Genomic DNA, 16,882 nt, shown 5'->3' with positions numbered 1-16,882 from the left:
GGGGCCCGAGTGGTGGTGTCGGTGCCTAGCGGCGAGCGACCTTGGCGGTCGACTTCGAGGTCGACGTGCCGTCCTGGTAGCCCTTCGCCGTCGCGACGACCTTCACCGAGAAGGTGTGGCCGGCGTCGGACGTGCCGAGCTTGTAGGACGAGCTCGTCGCGCTCTTCACCGCCTTGCCGTCACGGAGCCACTGGTACGAGTACGTGACGCCCGAGCCGTTCCACGTACCGTGGTTCGCCTTGAGCTTCGTGCCGACCGTCGGCTTGCCGCTGATGGAGACCGCACTGCCCTTGACGAGCGTCAGTGCCGGGGCCACCCAGGTCGCCGCGGCGCTCTGGGCCTGGCTGCCGACCGCGTTGCCGAGGTGCAGCAGCAGGATCCGGGCGCTGGCCACACCGGCGCCGCGGGTGACCTGGAGCGTGCCCTTGTCGGCGAACAGCGTGCCGCCCTGGCCACCCTGCGCGAACGTGAGCGTCGGCTTGGCGAGGTTGAACTTCGCCGTCGAGGTCACGTCGACCACCGAGGACCCGCTGGTGGCCGCACCCGGCGCGTACGCCGACTCGGTCTCCACCCGGTACGAGATGGTCTTGCCCGCGGCACCGATCGCCGAGGCCGTCACCGGCAGCACCTTGACGGCGCTGTCGAACGTGTTGACGTCCTGGCCGGGGGCACCGCCGTTGAGCGGGAAGGCGTCGACCACCGGGTCGATGTCGGGGTCGTCGACGGCCTGCGCAGCCTTGGCGAGGTCGATCGTCGTGACGAGCGTCGCGTCGACCACGGACGACTTCGCGTCGTAGACGAGGTAGTCGTCCTTGCCGTCGCCGTTCGTGTCGATGAACACCTCGACGTTGGTCACGGCGCCCGGGTTGGCGTCGGGACCGGCCGTCTGCACACCGAACGCGAGGGTGTCCGACGCCTTGTCGTAGCTGACGCCGTAGGCACGGACGTCGGCGGCCTTGAGCGACTGCGACGCCGAACCCGTCGGGAACGACTCCACGCCGTCCGTCCCGCCGAGCACGAACGGTGCGACCGCGGCGTGGTAGCCCGAGGTCAGGCCGCCCTGGTCGACCGTGCGGCCGCTCAGCGCGAGGTTCGCGGTCTTCTGGGACCCGGTGAACGACACACCCGAACCGCGCACGGCGCTGACCGGCTTCGGCGCGACGTACGTGCCGAGGCGCAGCGGGTCGAGCGTCTTGTCGGTCGGGGTGAAGGTCACGAGACCGGTCGCGGCGGTGACGAACTCCCGCTGGTAGCCCTGCTGCACCGACTCCTGGGTGGGGTCGATGACGCGGCGGAGCTGCGTCGGGTCGGCGACCGTGAACGTCAGGTCCACGACGGCACCGCGACCGGGGCCGACGGTGACGCGCTTCGTGCTGAGCGAGAACGCGACACCCGGCTGGGACACCTGCGGCTGGTAGGCCACGTCGTAGGTGTGGGCCGTGGAGTCGGTGTTCTCGATGAGGAGCGACCGGGTCTCGCTGGTCTTGCCCGAGACCTCGACGACACCGAACGAGGCGGTCACGAGCTGACCGTTCTCGACGCTCTTCACGGTGGTGTCGGCGGTGACGGCCTGCAGGGCGTCGACGCGGCCGGTGCCCTGGCGCAGCAGGGTCGCCGTGCCGGAGCCGTCCTCGACGTCGTGCGTGGCCGTGTTCATGAGCGCGGCCTTGACGTCCGGAGCCGACCAGGTCGGGTGCGACTCGAACGTCAGCGCGGCGATGCCCGCCACGTCCGGCGTCGCCATCGACGTGCCGCTCATCGACATGCGGTCGTCACCGGTGCCGTTGGCCGCGGAGATCACGTTGACGCCGGGGCCGGCGATGTCCGGCTTGACGATGTCACCGAACGAACCGTGGACACCGCGGCTGGTGAACGACGCGAGCGTGTTCACGGCCTCGGGGTCGGTGGCGAGTTCGAAGCCCTTGAGCTCGTCGGCGAACTTCACGTGCAGGGTCCCGGCCTTGGCAGAGGCCAGGAGGCTCGTCACGCTGTCCTTGGTCAGCTCGGCACCCGGGATGGTCGCGTTCCCCGCGATGCCCGAGCTGAAGGTGTTGATCGTGCCCGCGAGGAGCACGCCGACGCCGCCGGCGGCCTGGACATTGTTGAACCGGACCCCGGACCCGCACTCGAGCGCGGCGTCGGTCCACTTGAGCCAGACGACCTTGCCTGCGACGGCCGCGGCGTCCGCACCCGTGAAGGGCGTGCAGCCGTCGACGTTCGTGGTCGGGACGACGACGTCGCCCTCGACCGGCAGCGTGCCCTGGAAGTTCTGGGAGTACTGCGCGCGGTAGGTCTTCGCGACGGCGGACGGGGCGGTCACCTGGACACCGTCGTAGAGCGACTGGCCGGTGGCGCTGGCGGCGACCGTCAGGGCACCCTCCGCGTTCCCGGGCGAGCCACCGATGTCGGTGAAGTCGTCGGCGTTGCCCGAGGCGATCACGGGCAGGACACCGCGGGCGGTGAGCGCGTCGATCTTCGCGTTGTCGGGGTCGTCCGGTGCGCCGTAGTCGGAACCGAGCGACAGGTTGAGGACGTTGATGTCCTTGCCCTCGGTCAGCGACTGGCCGACCCAGTCGAGCGCGGCACCGGTGAGGTCGGTCGAGCCGCCGCCGTCGCCGAACACCTTGAGGGCGTAGAGGCCGGCCTCGGGCGCGGTGCCCGGACCGATCCACATGTCCTGCACCTGCTGCGTGGTGAGCTTGGTGTAGTCGCCGTCGAAGGTCTGCTTGTCGGCGTCGAGGCCGTAGCCGGCGATCGTGCCGGACACGTGCGTGCCGTGGTCGCCGCCCTTGCCGTCGATCGGGTTGTCGTCCGGCGCGGGCACCGGCTGGTAGGTGTCGGGGTCCGTCGGGTCCGCGTTGTAGGTCGGCCCGGCGAAGTCGTACCCGCCGAGGAACTTCTGCGGGTCGTACGAGCCCTGCGCAGGCGCACTCGTCGAGGCGAGGGCAGCGTCGTAGGCGGCCGTGGTGCCGGGGCCGCCGAAGTCCGCCTGGGTGTAGTCGAGGCCGGTGTCCAGCACGGCGACGTTGACGCCCTTGCCGGTGTGGCCGGTCTGCTGCCACGCGTTGAGTGCCCGCGTGTACACGTCGCTCGCCGCGTTCTTCGGGCTGACGCCGTCCGCGCCCGGCTTCGCGAGGCTCGGGTCGACGCCGGACGGGGCCGCCGAGGCATCCTCGTTGACCGTCGGCTCGACGACCGTCTTCGGCGTGAGCGGGATGATGCTCGCGACGTCGGAGCGCGCCGCGACCTTCCGGAGCGCCTCGACGTCGGCGACGACGGCGATGCCCGGGACGGTGTACTCGGTCGAGTAGAGCTCGGTGGCGTCCGCGTCGGACTGCTTGACGGCAGCGCGGACCGCGTCGACGGTCGAGCCGATCGCCTTGACGCGCTGCTTCGCGGCCGAGGACTGCGTCTTCGACTTCGTCAGGTCGCCGCCCTTGGCCTTCGCGTCGACCTCGAGGGCGCCCTGGCCGGTCGTGCGCACGAACGCCGCGATCGTCTTCTGTGGCTTCGCGTCACGCAGCGGCTGCGCGATCTTCAGGTCGGCGGGCGAGAGGCCGGACGGGGCCGCGGAGGCCGCCCCACCGACGGCGAGCCCACCGCACGCGAGGGCCGCGGCGGCGATGCCGGCGGTCAGGACGCGTGCGATGCGATGGGGGTTCGGGTTCGGGTTGTCGTTCGGTGTTGCACGGTTCAAAAGGCGCACTCCTGGCTCCGTCCGTGTTCTTCATGGAATTGCTGTGAAGTTATGCGCTTGCTCTCAGGGAGCGCAGTCGGCACTTTGGGGGACCACCCTCGGTCGGGGGTGCCGGAACTGATAACTTGCACACGTGTGTGCACGTTATTACGATGGGGTGCGTGACCACTCCTGACCAGCCCGCACGCGCTCCCCGCCGGGACGCGACGGAGAACCGGGCTGCCCTGATCGAGGCGGCGAAGACCGCACTGCAGGCGGACCCGGACGTCTCGCTCGAGACGATCGCGTCCGCCGCGGGACTCTCCCGGCGTGCGGTCTACGGACACTTCCCCTCCCGTGACGACCTCGTGCGCGAGGTCGTCACCGCCGGGGCCGCTCGTGTCGCCGGTGCGATGCCGACCGCGGCGGACCTCGGCGCACTCCCACCGGCCGCTCGGCTCGCCGCCATCGCGGTGACGCTGTGGTCCGAGGTGTCCCACGTCCGGTCGATGGCCCGGGTCGCGATCCGTAGCCCGTTCAGCGAGTCCGTGGCCGCGGTGTTCGCACCCCTGCGCGCCCAGGTCCGCGACGCGTGCGCCCTCGGGATCGCCGACGGCACCATGCGCGACGACGTCGACCCCGCGACGCTCGGCCGGCTCGTCGAGGGCGCCTGCATCGCCGTGCTCGACGAAGCCACGCGCTCCGGCACCTCCGACGACGACGGACGCCGCATGGTCGTCCTCTCGGCGCTCGGGATGGCCGGCATCGACTGGCGCACCGCTTCGCTCTCCGAGCCGGCCGCCTCCACCACCACGAAGGTCTCCACAGAGAAGGACCGCGCATGACGCTCGAACTCGACCACGTCGGCATCGGCGACGAGCCCGGTGCCGCGCTGCCCGTCGTCTCCGCCGTCGCCGCCCCCGGCCGCCCCGGTGTCGTCGCCGTCGAGACGGAGCAGGCACCCGTGCTCGCCTCGCTCGTCGCCGGCGGGCGCATGCGGCCCGAGACCGGTCGCGTGCTGCTCGACGGGCACGACGACGCCGCGGCGGTCCGGAGGACGTTCGCCCTCGTGGACACGCCGGGCATCGCCGAGCCCTTCCCCGTGATGAGCCTCAAGCGCATCGTGCGCGAGGAGCTCGCCTTCGCCGGACAGCGGCCCTCCCGTGAGCACGTCGGCACCGTGCTCGACGAGCTCGGGCTGCGGGACTACGCCGACACGCACGTGCAGCGGGTCCCGACCGACGTGCGGGTCCGGCTCCTCGTCGAACTGGCCCTGCTGCGGGACGGGGTGACCGGGCTCGTCATCACCTCGCCCGAACGGCACGGCGGCGCCGTGGAGGGGTGGTTCGCGGTCGTCCGCGACGTCGCCCGCCGCGGCGTGACCGTCGTGCTCGTGACCTCCAAGGCCGCAGCCGCGACCGTCGAACACCTGCTCGACACCATCCAGACCGAGGACCCCGAGGACGTGGCCCGACCTGACGGAGACGACCCGCGCCTCCAGTCCGACACCGACCACCTGCCCACGGAGGCGACCGCGTGACCACCACCTCGCTCGTCCGCGCCGAACTGGCGCGACTCACCGCGACCCCGCTCGCACGACTCGCGTTCATCGCGCTCATGGTCGTGCCGCTGCTGTACGGCGGCGCCTACCTCTGGGCGAACCGCGACCCGTACGCGAAGCTCGACCAGGTCCCCGCCGCCATCGTCGACCAGGACGCCGGGGCGACGCTCGACGGCGACCACGTCGACTACGGCAAGGACGTCACGAAGGAGGCCATCGACGGCGCCGACTTCAAGTGGACGAAGACGACCGCGGCCGACGCGCGCTCCGGCGTCCGGAACGGCACGTACGACTTCGTCGTGACGATCCCGCACGACTTCTCGGAGTCCCTCGTCTCCGCACAGTCCGACGACCCGAAGCGTGCCGAGCTCGTGATGACGACGGCGGACACGAACTCGTACCTCGCCTCGACCATCGCTGAGCAGGCGGGCAAGACGATGCGCACCGCCGTCGCCGAGCGGGTCGGGAAGCAGGCGGCGAAGACCCTGCTCGTGGGGCTCGCCGACGTGCGCGACAGCCTGGGCGACGCGGTCGACGGCGCGGGGCAGCTCGCCTCCGGTGCGAAGTCCGCTGCGTCGGGCGCGGCCACGCTCGCGGACGGCACCGGCAAGCTCGCTTCCGGGGCGGCGACGCTCGCGGACGGGACCGCCGCGTTGCCGTCGCAGACCGCTGCGCTCGACCAGGGCGCCCAGCAGGTCGCCTCCGGGGCGGCGACGCTGTCCTCGGGGCTGCAGACGGCCAAGCAGCAGACCGCGTCGCTGCCCGCGCAGACCGCGCAGCTGAACGAGGGCGCACAGCAGGTCGCGGCCGGCAACAAGGCACTGGCCGACCAGACCGATCCGGCGCTCGACGCGCTGAACGGCCTCTCCCCGGACACCGTGACCGCGGCGATCACGAAGGCCGCCGCGGACCGTGGCGTGGAACTGACGCCGGAGGTGCAGGCGGTCATCACCTCCACCGTCGACGCGCAGCTCGGTGACGACGGGACGAAGGCTGATCTCGCGAAGGCCAAGGCCGCGCTCGAAGGCGTCGACCAGTTGCGCGACGGGTCCGCCCAGGTCGCGGCCGGCACCTCCGCCCTGGCGACGGCGGCCCCCACCCTGGCCGGCGGGGTCTCCTCCGCTGCGGACGGTGCCGCGCAGTTGGCGTCGGGCTCGTCGCAGGTGGCCTCTGGCACCTCGCAGCTCGCGTCGGCCGCGCCCACGCTGTCGTCCGGCGCGGCTTCGTTGGCGTCCGGAGCGGCCTCGGCCGACGACGGCGCGAAGTCGTTGGCGTCCGGGCTGACCAAGCTGCAGAGCGGCTCGTCCGAGCTCGCCTCGAAGCTCGACGAGGGCCGCACGAAGATCCCGGCGTCGAACGCGTCGCAGCGTGAGGACCAGGCATCGGTGATCTCGGACCCGGTCAAGGTCGGGGACGACAACGTCGCGGCGGCGGACAACTACGGGGCCGGTCTCGCGCCGTTCTTCATCTCCCTCGCGGCCTGGATCGGCATGTACGCGCTGTTCCTCATCCTCAAGCCGATCTCGAAGCGGGCGATCACCGCGGTGCGGAAGCCCCTCGCGGTGGTGTTCGGCGGATGGCTGACGCCGGCGCTGCTCGGACTCGTGCAGATGGTGGCACTGTTCTTCATCGTCCGGTTCGCCCTCGACCTGAACGTCGTGCACGCCGGGGCGACGATCGGGGTCATGGTGCTGGCATCGGCGACGTTCGCGGCGATCATCATGGCGCTGAACGTGCTGCTCGGCTCGGTGGGGCAGTTCCTCGGCCTGGTGCTCATGCTCGTGCAGCTCGTCACCGCCGGCGGGACGTTCCCGTGGCAGACGCTGCCGGGGCCGTTGGCGGCGCTGCACTTCGCGCTGCCGATGACGTACTCGGTCGACGCGATCCGGCAGACGATGTACGGCGGGGACCTCGGTGCGGCGTGGTCGGACGCGGGCGTGCTCGCGTGCTGGCTGCTCGGGGCGCTCCTGGTGTCGTTCGTCGTGACGGCGCGGCAGACTCGGTCGCGGACGCTGCGCGACCTGCGCCCGAGCCTGATCGGGTAGCGGGGCGGGCGCCGGGCGGGCGCGCGCCGCCGCGCCGCTTCGTGAGCAGAAATGGTCGGGTGGCCTCAGGGAACCCGACCGTTTCTGCTCACGAAGTGCTTCGCCCGAGCGGCAGCTCGACCATGTCGCCACCGAGGTAGCGGAGGTCCTCGGCGGGCAGGGCCGCACGGGCGTCCGGGTCCAGCACGCCCGAGGCGTCGTCGACCGGCACGAAGCCGATCCGCTCCCCCGCGGTGAGGTCGGCCGGGGACCCGGTGTTCCGGGACAGCGCCCACACGACGTGGTGCCCCGGGTCCCGGAGCGCGACCGTCGCCAGCACCAACCGCACCAGGTCGTCCGGCGAGCTCCACATCAGGAGCGCACGACCGGACGACGGCTGCTCGCCGAACGCACCGATGCGTGCCGAGACGATCGACATCCCGAACCGGTCGGCGAAGAGACTGCCGAGGAGTTCCATCCCGGCCTTCGTCACGCCGTAGTACGTGTCCGGACGGGGCAGCCGGTCCCCGGGCACGCTCCCCGGTTCGTCGAGCGGCTCGGGCACTCGGCCGACGGCGTGGATCGAGCTCGCCTGGACGACCCGGAGGACCCCGGCCGCGGCCGCTCGCTCGAGCACGTTCTTCGTCCCGGTGAGGTTCGCCGCGACGAGGTCGTCCCACGCGGCCTCGGTCGGGATGCCCGCCAGGTGGACGACGGTGTCGACGCCGATCAGCGCGTCGTCGAGGGCATCGGCGTCGTGCACCGACCCGGGCACGAAGCGCTCACCGCCGGTCGGTGGGTCGTCCGGCGTGCGCTCGTCGAACAGCACGAGGTCGTGACCGGCCGCGAGGAGTCGGGGCCGGAGTGCAGCGCCGATGCGTCCTGCGGCCCCGGTGATGAGCAGCGTCGCCATTGCCCGGACGCTACCCCCGGCGTGTGAGCACCGACCGCAGGTGTCCGATGGCCTCGGCGAGGTAGCGGGTGAGGTCCGAGCGCGACCACCGGACGACGACCCAGCCGAGGCGCTCGGCCTCGCGGTAGCGACGGAGGTCGCTGGCCCACTGCGCGGCATCCGTGCGGTGGTGGTCGCCCTCGTACTCGATCAGGACGCGGAGCCGCGGGTAGGCCATGTCGACCCGACCGACGAAGGACCCTGCCTCGTCTCGGACCTCGACCTGCAGTTCCGGTTCGGGAAGGCCCGCGCGGACGATCGCGAGCCGCGCCCGCGTCTCCTGGGGCGAGCCGGCACCGACCCGGACCAGCTCGATCGCCGTCCGCAGCTTGCGGACGCCTGCTCGGGCTCCGGCCCGGACGAGTGCGGTCCGGAGGTCGTCGATCGTCGTGCGACACCGTGGCTCGGTCACGATCGCGTCGCCGAGCACGACGAGCTCGTCGGTCGTCAGCATCGCGCCGCAGTCGACCCACAGCGCTGCGGGAGTGCTCGCGGGCATGCCCCACCGCTCGGCGACGTCCGCTCGGTCGGGCGTGATCCGGTGTCCGACCACGCCCGTGCGACGCGGTTGGGCGGTCGGGATCGGACTCGTGACGTGCACCGGCGCCTCGTCGTCGACCGGGACGGGCAGCCCCCAGAGCACGGCGGCGGAGACGTGGCTGACGAACTGTCCGGGCAGCAGGACCGGCCGGAGGGCTCGGATCCGGTGCACGGCGTCGGGTGGGCGATCGCGGGCCCACCGGATCGAACGAGTGGGCCGGACGAGGTCGCTCCGACGGAGTCGCTGTCGGGAGACTCCTGCGCGGTCCGCGGCGTGGACGTCGAACGCGCGGTTGCGGAGCGCGGGCGGAAGCGGGCGTGGTCGCATGCGGTCACCCTCGCGCCCCGCGCTCCCGCACCGCCCGCGTACCGAAGCGCTCGTGCAGAACCCGCACCGCGCCTCCCGTGTGGAGGAGTGACCACGCGCAGATCGTGAGCAGACGATGTCGGGTCGGCACCACGCGCCCGACCATTTCTGCTCACGAAGCGGCCGGCGCCGCACGCGCGCGGCCCCCGCTACCATCGACGGGAGAGCCACGGAGGTCGATGCAGATCATGGGAGCCGGCAAACCCGCGACCATCTACGACGTCGCCGCGCGCGCCGGGGTCTCGAAGTCCCTCGTGTCGCTCGTCCTGCAGCGCTCCCCGCGGGTGAGCCAGCAGCGGCGTGACGCGGTGCTCAAGGCGATCCAGGAGCTCGACTACCGCCCCTCGACGGCCGCGGTGTCGCTCGCGGGTACGCGCTCCCGGACGATCGGCGTCGTCCTCGACGACTTCCGGAACCAGTGGTTCGTCGACCTGCTGACCGGCCTGCGCGAGTCGCTGCAGGACCAGGGCCACCGACTCGTCGTCGCGGACCGCTTCCTCAACACCGGGCTCGACGCCTCGCCGGTCGAGGGCTTCCTGTCCATGCGCGTCGAGGGGATCGTCATCGCCGGCGAGCCCGACACCGACCTCGCGATCCCCGCCTCGACCCCGCTCGTCATCGCCGGCGGCCGCGTCGCGGTCCCCCGCGCGGACACCGTGGCGAACGACGACCGCGCGGGCGGGGCGATGGCCGCGGAGCACCTGCTCGCCCTCGGCCACACGCGCCTCGGGTTCGTCGGCGCCTCGTCAGCCGCGTCCGACGAACGACGCACGGGGTTCAGCGCCGGTGTCGACGGCCGCGCCGAGGTCGCGACGGTCGTGCTCCCGGGCGAACCCACCGAGGAGGCCGGGTCGCGCGCCCTGGCGCAGCTCCTCGACGCACACCCCGAGGTGACGGCCGTCTTCGCCGCGAACGACGTGATGGCGCTCGGTGCACTGTCCGAGCTCGCCGAGCGTGGGCTGCGCGTCCCCGAGGACGTGTCGGTCATGGGCTACGACGACACCCCGCTCGCGGCGACGCGGTACGTGGGGCTCACGAGCATCGACGACCGCAGTGTCGAGATCGGGCGCGGCGCCGGCGAGCGGCTCCTCGCGCGGATCGCCGACCCGACGTCGGCGGCGACCGAGGTCCTGGTCGAGCCCCGGTTGGTCGCGCGGCGCACCACGGCGGCGCGCTGACGCAGACGCGGCAGCGGACTGGAGGCGCGGCTCACCCCCGCCCCGCCGGCTGCGGCCGACAGGTGCAGGGTTCAGAGCGCGGAGCCGTCGGCCCCGCTGGTGCAGTCGGTGGCGGCGTGCTGGACGACCCAGCTGTGCATGACGATCGCCGCGGCCGCCGAGGCGTTGATGCTCCGCGTCGACCCGAACTGCGTGATCTCGAGGTGTCCGTCCGCCCCGGCGACGGCCTCGTCGGTCAGCCCGGGGCCCTCCTGCCCGAACAGGAACACGCACCGTTCCGGGATCGGCGCCGTCTCGATGCGGGACGCCCCGGGGGTGTTGTCGATCGCGATCACCGGGCGACCCTCGTCGCGCATGGCCTCGAGGAAGGCGGCGACGTCGGGGTGGTACCGGACGTGCTGGTACCGGTCGGTGACCATCGCGCCGCGCTTGTTCCACCGACGGCGCCCGACGATGTGCACGGTGCCGGCGAGGAACGCGTTGGCGCTCCGCACGATCGACCCGATGTTGAGGTCGTGCTGCCAGTTCTCGATCGCCACATCGAACGCGTGGCGGTGGGTGTCGAGCTCGGCCACGATGGCGTCCATCGACCAGTAGCGGAACCGGTCGACGACGTTGCGGGTGTCCCCGGTCGCCAGGAGCTCCGGGTCGAGCCGCGGGTCGTCCGGCCAGGGCTCGGGGTGCGGCCCGACCCCGTTCGTCGTCCGCTCGTGGGACGGTTCGGGGACGGCGGTCACGCCCCCAAGCGTACGGCGGGGTCGCCGGTCACCGGATCCGGGACTCGATCCCCGCGATGAGGACGTCGAGCCCCAGCGCGAACCGGTCCTCGTACGAGTGCGAACCGAGGATCTCCGCCACGAGCTCGTGCCGCTCCGGACGACCGGCCGCGGCCGAGCCCCGGCCGACCTGCACGCCGGTGTGCCCGACCACGAAGTCGTACACGACGAAGAACGCGTACATCGCCTCGGCGTCGGGCAGGCCGGCCGACCGGAGCGCACCGACGACCTTCGCCACGACGGCGTCGGACTCCGTCGACACCAGGGCCCCGCGGCGGCTGTGCGACTCGAGCACGAGGGGGTGGGTCAGCATGAGGTCGCGGAAGGTCGTGGCGAACGTCCGGACGACCGCGTGCCACTCGTCCGGCCAGACGAACGTCGCGGTGAACTCGTCGACCGTGCGGCGGACGAGCTCGGCGTGCAGGTCGTCCAGGCCGCCGATCGTCCGGTGCACGGTCATCGGTGCGACGCCGAGCCGGACACCGAGCGCGCGGAAGGACAGCCGGTCGAGGCCGTCCTCGTTCGCGATGGCCGTCGCGGCGTCGATCACCTGCTCGCGGCTGAGGACGTTGGGGCGGCCACGGCGCCGTCGCGGAGTCGCCTCGGCCTGCTCCGGCGGCGTGACGGGCCGGGGTGCGACGGGCGGGGTTCCGGGTTCGACGAGCACGGGGCGTCCTCCTTCTTCCAGTACGTGTCCCGAAAAGCCTAGGGCAAAGCCGACCGGCATTCGGTGTCTCGACCATCTCGGGTCTGCGACCGGCGCGCAAGAGCCGATCCGTGCCTCCCGGCCTTCTCCGAGCCGACGCCGAGCCGGGCCGTCACGGGCGCGCACTAGGGTGAGGGGCATGGCAACCCGCGACGAGGTCGAGTGCTGGCTGACCGACATGGACGGCGTGCTCGTGCACGAGAACCAGGCGCTCCCCGGGGCGCCGGAACTGATCCAGCAGTGGCTCGACGAGGGCACGGAGTTCCTCGTCCTGACGAACAACTCGATCTTCACCCCGCGTGACCTCAGCGCCCGGCTCCGCTGGTCCGGCATCCACGTCCCCGAGGAGCGCATCTGGACGAGCGCCCTCGCCACCGCCGACTTCTGCAAGTCCCAGATGCCCGGCGGCTCCGCGTTCGTCATCGGCGAGGCCGGCATGACCACGGCCCTGCACGAGGCCGGCTTCATCATGACCGAGACCGCCCCCGACTACGTCGTCGTCGGTGAGACCCGCAACTACTCGTTCGAGGCGATCACCAAGGCCGTGCGCCTCATCCGCGACGGTGCCCGCTTCATCGTCACGAACCCCGACGCGACGGGCCCGTCGGCCGAAGGGGTCCTCCCGGCGACCGGCGCCATCGCCGCGATGATCGAGAAGGCCACCGGCAAGCAGCCGTACGTGGTCGGCAAGCCGAACCCGATGATGTTCCGCTCGGCGATGAACCGGATCGGCGCCCACTCCGAGAACACCGGCATGATCGGCGACCGGATGGACACCGACGTGCAGGCCGGCATCGAAGCAGGACTCCACACCGTCCTCGTCATGACCGGCATCAGCGACCAGGCCGAGATCGACCGCTACCCCTTCCGCCCGAGCGAGGTCATCTCCGGCGTCCACGAGCTCGTCCGCACGGAACCCTTCGAGGTGGAGCTGTAGCGATGCGCTGGGACCCGTCGCGGTACGCCGCCTTCGCGGACGACCGCGCGCGGCCCTTCCACGACCTCGTCGCGCAGATCGCGTGGCCGACGGGTGCGGGCCAGGAGGCGCCACGTCGCGTCGTCGACCTCGGCTGCGGCCCCGGGACCCTCACCGCCACGTTGGCAGCGCGGTGGCCTTCCGCGTCGGTGGTCGGGATCGACAGCTCGGCGCAGATGCTGGCGTCGGCGCCGACCGGCCCCGGGTTGTCGTTCGAGCTGGGCTCGATCGAGGACTGGACACCCGGCCCCACGGACGACGTCGTCGTGACGAACGCGGCGCTCCAGTGGGTGCCGTCGCACGTGTCACTGCTGCCGCGGTGGCTCGACGCGATGCCGTCCGGGTCGTGGTTCGCGATGCAGGTGCCGGGCAACTTCGGGTCGCCGTCGCACGCGCTCATGCGGTCCGTCGCCGCCTCCGGGCCGTGGGCGCCGGCGTTGGCCGGTGTCCTCCGCGAGGACCCGGTGCTCGACCCGGCGGGCTACCTCGGCATCATGCTCGACGCCGGGTTCGAAGCCCGCGCGTGGGAGACCACCTACGCCCAGATCCTGCCGGGCGTCGACCCGGTGCTCGACTGGGTGCGCGGGACCGGGCTCCGTCCGGCGCTGCAGGCGCTCGACGCGGCGGACCCGTCCGGCGTGTCGACCGCGGCGTACGAGGCGGAGTACGCGGCGGCGCTGCGGTCGGCGTACCCGGCGGGGGCGCACGGCACGGTGTACCCGTTCCGGCGGGTCTTCGCCGTCGGCCGCAAGCCCTGAACCGAACCCCGTGATCGCCGCCGCTCATCGGGCGCGGCAACGCGTTGCCACTCGGTTGCTCGACCGCGTCGCCGCCACCAGACTCGGAACTCCTGAAACATCAGATTGGAGTTCCACGATGAAGCGAATCCTCTCGGTCGCCGCGGTCGGCACGATGGCGCTCGGCCTCTCGGTCGCTGCACTGCCCACCGCCGCGTCCGCCTCGGTCCCCGGCCCCCGGGACCCGTCATCCCCCGGCTGTTCGACGACGACGATGGTCGCCGACCACCTGAAGGGCTGGGTCCACTGGACGATCGAGTGCACCGAGGCCCGCACCGTCGTCGTCGACGCGACGGCGTTCTCGGGCACGCCCGACGACCACGTGATCGTGGACGAGCAGCAGGCCTCGCGGTTCGTCGCCGCGGGCGAGACGTGGACGGACTTCGTCAGGCTACCGACGGCCGGGGTCGACCAGTTCCGCGCACAGGCGGTCACGTTCGTCTCCGCGGACCCGTTCGAGCGTCCGGCGATCATCGGCGGCGCCACCGGCTGATCGCCGCCGCTCGGCGCCCTACTCGACCGTGACGAGGGTGCCGAGCGGCAGGGCGTCCACAGCCGCCACCGCCTCGGCGTCGAGCCGCACGCAGCCGTGCGACACCGCACCCGAGGTCGTCGCGTTCCAGTGCAGCCCGATCAGCCCGCCGTCGTGCCCGCCGTACGGCTCGTCGGCCGCGCTCGAGTGCAACGAGGTCAGCTGGATCGGGTGGTCGCCGGTGCCCTGCGCGGGGTCGACGTACCGCTGCTCGAGGTAGCCGGTGACCCCGGTCGGCGTCGGGGTGTCCGCCGTGCCGACCCCGGCGCGGAACCGCTGCACGGCCCCGCCGTCCGACGAGACGATCGACACGGACTGGTCCGTCGTCGAGATGACGACGCGGGAGGTCGGGGTCGACACCTCCCGGAGCGACGCCACCGGTACCCACGCCGAGGTCTGCGCCGCCGCCGATCCCCCGGCGGCCGAGGGCAGCTGCTGGCGCGCCGGGGTGAGGACACGCTCCCAGTCCCCGTCGCGCTCGACCCCGACGACCGTGGTGGGCTGGCGGAGGAAGTCGGTGGCGGCGAACCGCGCGATCGGTGTGGTCCGCGCCGCGCCGAACAGGGGTGCGTCGGCCCGGAGCTGGAACACGGTGTCCGAGGTGATGGTCCGGTCGAACGGCATGAGCGCACCGATGACCGCCGAGTACTGCGCCTCCGGCAGTGCGGCGAGCGCGGCTGCCCCGACGTGCGGCACGGCCGGGGCGAGGTGGGACCGCGTCGCCGACGCCGACGGAACGGGTGCCGAGGCGACCGAGGTGGACCCGAGCAACGGGACGGCGACCGCCCCGGCGAGGACGACCGCGGCAGCGATGCCGGTCGCGGTCCAGAGGGTGCGAGTGCGCATGGGGGGTGCTCCAGGGGTGACGGGAACGGGAAGGCGGCCGGCGCCGCCGCACGGGACGGACGCCGGCCGGCCCGCGATCAGCCGGAGACGACCGGCAGGTGGATGCCCGTCCCCGGGTCGGCGACGGTACCGGTGCCGGTGCCGCCGCTCCCGGCTCCCGTGCCACCGGTGCCCGTGCCCGAACCGGCAGCGGCCGGGGTCACCGTGATCGCGAGCGGTGCGACGAGCGCCGAGGCGCCGGAGGCGTCGACCACGTCGATCGTGTGCGCTCCCGTGGCCGTGCCGGCCGGGATGGTGACGCTGCCGGACGCCGTGCCGTCCGCCGCGACGGTGAGCGTGCCCACCGTGACCGGGGTGGAGTGCAGGACGACCCGGACCGAGGCCCCCGGGGTGAACCCGGTGCCGGCCAGCGCGAGCGACCCTCCGGCAGCGACCGAGGTGCCCTTCGGCGCCGTGAGGACGCCGGTCACGACGCGAGCGGTGCCGCCGGTCGAGAGGACCTTCGCGGAGCCGTCGGCCGACACCGCGACCGTGGCGCTCGTGGCGGCGGCGAGGTCGAGGCGCTCCCACGAGCCCGCGGCCGAGCCGGACTGGTCGAGCGGGTAGCCCGACGCGATCTCGGTCTGGGCGAGCACGGCGGTGCGCTGCGCGTCGGTCAGGGTCGGGAACGCGGTGAGGAGCAGGTTCGACGCACCGGTCGGCACCGAGGGGGCGAGCCCGGTGGTGCCGGTCGCCGCGAAGCCGTAGGTCATCCGCTCGCGGTAGACCGCCGCGGCCGAGGCGCGGTCGGTGACGACCTGGGCGGTGCCACCGGGGATCGCGGCCCCGCCGTACGGGTCGTCCGAGTACGCCGTCGAGTGGGCGATGCAGTTCGCGAGCGTGTCGCCGCACTGCTGCTCGAGGTACGAGACGAGTTCCTTCCGTGCCGGCTCGAGGACCTCGGTGCGGTACTGGGTGTCCGACCAGCGGGCCGCGAGTGCCGCTTCGCCGTCGATGCGCCCGCCCATGATGTCGAGCGGGTAGTGGACGCCGAGCACGATGCGGTCGTTGCCGGCCTCGGAAGCGCGGGCGAGCAGCTCCGGCGCCAGCTCCGGCACGAGCGTGGCGAGGGTGATGCCCGCCTGGTACGCCGTGGTGGTGTGACCGCTCGGGTACGAGCCGCCCGTGCAGATGCCGGCGGTGCCGTACCCGGGGTCGAGCACGACGTCGTTCGGTGAGAACTCGTGCGACGTGTCCGTGGCGACCGGCACCCGCGTGATGTCGAGCGTCCCGTCCGCCGACGCCCAGGCCTTGCCGGCGCGGTTCGCGGCGAGCGACGACGCGTTCACCTTCGCCGGGGCGCAGCCGGTCTGGTCGTCGGTCGCGGGCAGCGTCGCGGTGCTGCTCGCCGGCAGGTACGGCCGCGGGTAGCTGTAGTGCGCCTTCGCGTCACCCGTGCTGACGTACGCGCCGCTCGTGCCGTTCGAGGAGTTCACCACCGCCGAGGTCAGCGGCAGCTTCCCGGCGTTCCGACCCTCGACGTAGATCTTCTCGAGTGCCGGACCGAGCCCCTGCGACACCGTCATCGACTGGTCGTAGGCGGTGTTCGTGGCGTTCTGGTACTCGGAGTCCTGCAGCGCCTTCAGCTGCTGCGCCTTCGTGGCGTGCTGGTTGATCCACGAGGTCAGCTGGTCGTTCTCCGCCAGCGTCCCGGCATCGAGCACGGTGCCGTGCAGGTCGTTCGTCCCGCTCGACTTCCAGTACTGGTCGTACCCGCTCAGCAGGGAGACGAGGTCGGGCTTGGCGGTGTCGCTCGGGTACCCCGCCGCGGTGGCGACGAGGGGCGAGCCGACGACGAGGGCGGTCGCGACGGCGGCGACGGTCGCCCCGCGGAGTGCTGATCTGTGCATGCGCCGAACGCTAAGGACGGGTGGTTGCCGAGCGGGGAACGGTGCACCAAGCCGAGGTGAAC

Annotated in this window: 14 protein-coding genes; 7 read left to right on the top strand and 7 right to left on the bottom strand. The window is 72.6% G+C overall.

Annotated elements, in window-relative coordinates; all coding sequences use genetic code 11:
• Positions 1-25: 25 nt before the first annotated feature.
• Positions 26-3,697, bottom strand: a complete 3,672-nt coding sequence (locus ACIPKM_RS04175; RefSeq protein WP_402736233.1) for a S8 family serine peptidase — start codon at positions 3,695-3,697, stop codon at positions 26-28.
• A 161-nt stretch (positions 3,698-3,858) separates the two neighbouring features.
• Between ACIPKM_RS04175 and ACIPKM_RS04170 the strand changes: the two genes are divergently transcribed.
• From ACIPKM_RS04170 to ACIPKM_RS04160, 3 genes are read left to right on the top strand one after another with little or no spacing between them, the layout of a single operon-like run.
• Positions 3,859-4,521: a TetR/AcrR family transcriptional regulator gene (locus ACIPKM_RS04170; RefSeq protein ID WP_083403140.1), complete on the top strand. Its 663-nt coding sequence runs from the start codon at positions 3,859-3,861 to the stop codon at positions 4,519-4,521.
• The gene (locus ACIPKM_RS04165; protein ID WP_402736232.1) at positions 4,518-5,216 is read left to right on the top strand and encodes a hypothetical protein; all 699 of its coding nucleotides are present in this window, start codon (positions 4,518-4,520) and stop codon (positions 5,214-5,216) included. Before ACIPKM_RS04170 ends, ACIPKM_RS04165 begins: the two co-directional genes overlap by 4 nt.
• On the top strand, positions 5,213-7,282 hold the full coding sequence (locus ACIPKM_RS04160; RefSeq protein WP_402736231.1) for a YhgE/Pip family protein: 2,070 nt from the start codon (positions 5,213-5,215) through the stop codon (positions 7,280-7,282). The genes ACIPKM_RS04165 and ACIPKM_RS04160 overlap by 4 nt, the downstream gene beginning before the upstream one ends.
• Positions 7,283-7,370: 88 nt before the next feature.
• Here ACIPKM_RS04160 and ACIPKM_RS04155 read toward each other — a convergent pair whose 3' ends face one another.
• Together ACIPKM_RS04155 and ACIPKM_RS04150 are read right to left on the bottom strand one after the other, a co-directional pair.
• Positions 7,371-8,174: an NAD(P)-dependent oxidoreductase gene (locus ACIPKM_RS04155; protein WP_175495977.1), complete on the bottom strand. Its 804-nt coding sequence runs from the start codon at positions 8,172-8,174 to the stop codon at positions 7,371-7,373.
• Positions 8,175-8,184: 10 nt separating this feature from the next.
• Positions 8,185-8,925 carry an endonuclease domain-containing protein gene (locus tag ACIPKM_RS04150; protein WP_402736230.1) on the bottom strand — a complete coding sequence of 247 codons (741 nt, stop codon included), beginning with the start codon at positions 8,923-8,925 and terminating at the stop codon, positions 8,185-8,187.
• A gap of 374 nt (positions 8,926-9,299) precedes the next feature.
• On the opposite strand from ACIPKM_RS04150, the gene ACIPKM_RS04145 reads away from it, so the two are divergent.
• Positions 9,300-10,298: a LacI family DNA-binding transcriptional regulator gene (locus ACIPKM_RS04145; protein ID WP_071294444.1), complete on the top strand. Its 999-nt coding sequence runs from the start codon at positions 9,300-9,302 to the stop codon at positions 10,296-10,298.
• Positions 10,299-10,369: 71 nt separating this feature from the next.
• Here the strand turns inward: ACIPKM_RS04145 and ACIPKM_RS04140 are convergent, their stop codons facing one another.
• Both ACIPKM_RS04140 and ACIPKM_RS04135 read right to left on the bottom strand, forming a co-directional pair.
• A complete protein-coding gene (locus ACIPKM_RS04140) occupies positions 10,370-11,035 on the bottom strand; it encodes a TrmH family RNA methyltransferase (RefSeq protein WP_402736229.1) in 666 nt (221 codons plus the stop codon).
• A gap of 28 nt (positions 11,036-11,063) precedes the next feature.
• Complete coding sequence (locus tag ACIPKM_RS04135; protein WP_336697979.1) at positions 11,064-11,741, bottom strand: TetR/AcrR family transcriptional regulator C-terminal domain-containing protein; 678 nt, start codon at positions 11,739-11,741, stop codon at positions 11,064-11,066.
• A gap of 178 nt (positions 11,742-11,919) precedes the next feature.
• Between ACIPKM_RS04135 and ACIPKM_RS04130 the strand changes: the two genes are divergently transcribed.
• The 3 genes from ACIPKM_RS04130 to ACIPKM_RS04120 all read left to right on the top strand — a co-directional run bounded on the left by ACIPKM_RS04130 (position 11,920) and on the right by ACIPKM_RS04120 (position 14,046).
• Entirely contained in the window at positions 11,920-12,717 is a 798-nt protein-coding gene (locus ACIPKM_RS04130; protein ID WP_070417042.1) for an HAD-IIA family hydrolase, read from the top strand.
• A gap of 2 nt (positions 12,718-12,719) precedes the next feature.
• Positions 12,720-13,514 (top strand): methyltransferase domain-containing protein, encoded by a 795-nt coding sequence (locus ACIPKM_RS04125; RefSeq protein WP_402736228.1) that lies wholly within the window; start codon positions 12,720-12,722, stop codon positions 13,512-13,514.
• Positions 13,515-13,632: 118 nt separating this feature from the next.
• Positions 13,633-14,046 carry a hypothetical protein gene (locus ACIPKM_RS04120; protein WP_402736227.1) on the top strand — a complete coding sequence of 138 codons (414 nt, stop codon included), beginning with the start codon at positions 13,633-13,635 and terminating at the stop codon, positions 14,044-14,046.
• Between the two features lie 18 nt (positions 14,047-14,064).
• On the opposite strand, the gene ACIPKM_RS04115 is transcribed toward ACIPKM_RS04120, so the two are convergent.
• Both ACIPKM_RS04115 and ACIPKM_RS04110 read right to left on the bottom strand, forming a co-directional pair.
• Positions 14,065-14,931 carry a L,D-transpeptidase gene (locus ACIPKM_RS04115; protein ID WP_402736226.1) on the bottom strand — a complete coding sequence of 289 codons (867 nt, stop codon included), beginning with the start codon at positions 14,929-14,931 and terminating at the stop codon, positions 14,065-14,067.
• 77 nt (positions 14,932-15,008) lie between these two features.
• Positions 15,009-16,820, bottom strand: coding sequence for a phosphatase PAP2 family protein (locus ACIPKM_RS04110; RefSeq protein ID WP_402736225.1), 1,812 nt, complete (start codon positions 16,818-16,820; stop codon positions 15,009-15,011).
• Between the last annotated feature and the right edge of the window lie 62 nt (positions 16,821-16,882).

It is taken from the genome of Curtobacterium sp. NPDC086286 (assembly GCF_044746255.1).
Taxonomy (GTDB): domain Bacteria; phylum Actinomycetota; class Actinomycetes; order Actinomycetales; family Microbacteriaceae; genus Curtobacterium.
This window is presented reverse-complemented; position numbering and strand designations above follow the sequence as displayed.

Excerpts from the sequence above, each read along its gene's own strand:
- ACIPKM_RS04130 (WP_070417042.1), top strand. The coding sequence starts at position 11,920 with ATGGCAACCCGCGACGAGGTCGAGTGCTGGCTGACCGACATGGACGGC.
- ACIPKM_RS04145 (WP_071294444.1), top strand. The coding sequence starts at position 9,300 with ATGCAGATCATGGGAGCCGGCAAACCCGCGACCATCTACGACGTCGCC.
- ACIPKM_RS04125 (WP_402736228.1), top strand. The coding sequence starts at position 12,720 with ATGCGCTGGGACCCGTCGCGGTACGCCGCCTTCGCGGACGACCGCGCG.
- ACIPKM_RS04115 (WP_402736226.1), bottom strand. The coding sequence starts at position 14,931 with ATGCGCACTCGCACCCTCTGGACCGCGACCGGCATCGCTGCCGCGGTC.
- ACIPKM_RS04120 (WP_402736227.1), top strand. The coding sequence starts at position 13,633 with ATGAAGCGAATCCTCTCGGTCGCCGCGGTCGGCACGATGGCGCTCGGC.
- ACIPKM_RS04110 (WP_402736225.1), bottom strand. The coding sequence starts at position 16,820 with ATGCACAGATCAGCACTCCGCGGGGCGACCGTCGCCGCCGTCGCGACC.
- ACIPKM_RS04155 (WP_175495977.1), bottom strand. The coding sequence starts at position 8,174 with ATGGCGACGCTGCTCATCACCGGGGCCGCAGGACGCATCGGCGCTGCA.
- ACIPKM_RS04165 (WP_402736232.1), top strand. The coding sequence starts at position 4,518 with ATGACGCTCGAACTCGACCACGTCGGCATCGGCGACGAGCCCGGTGCC.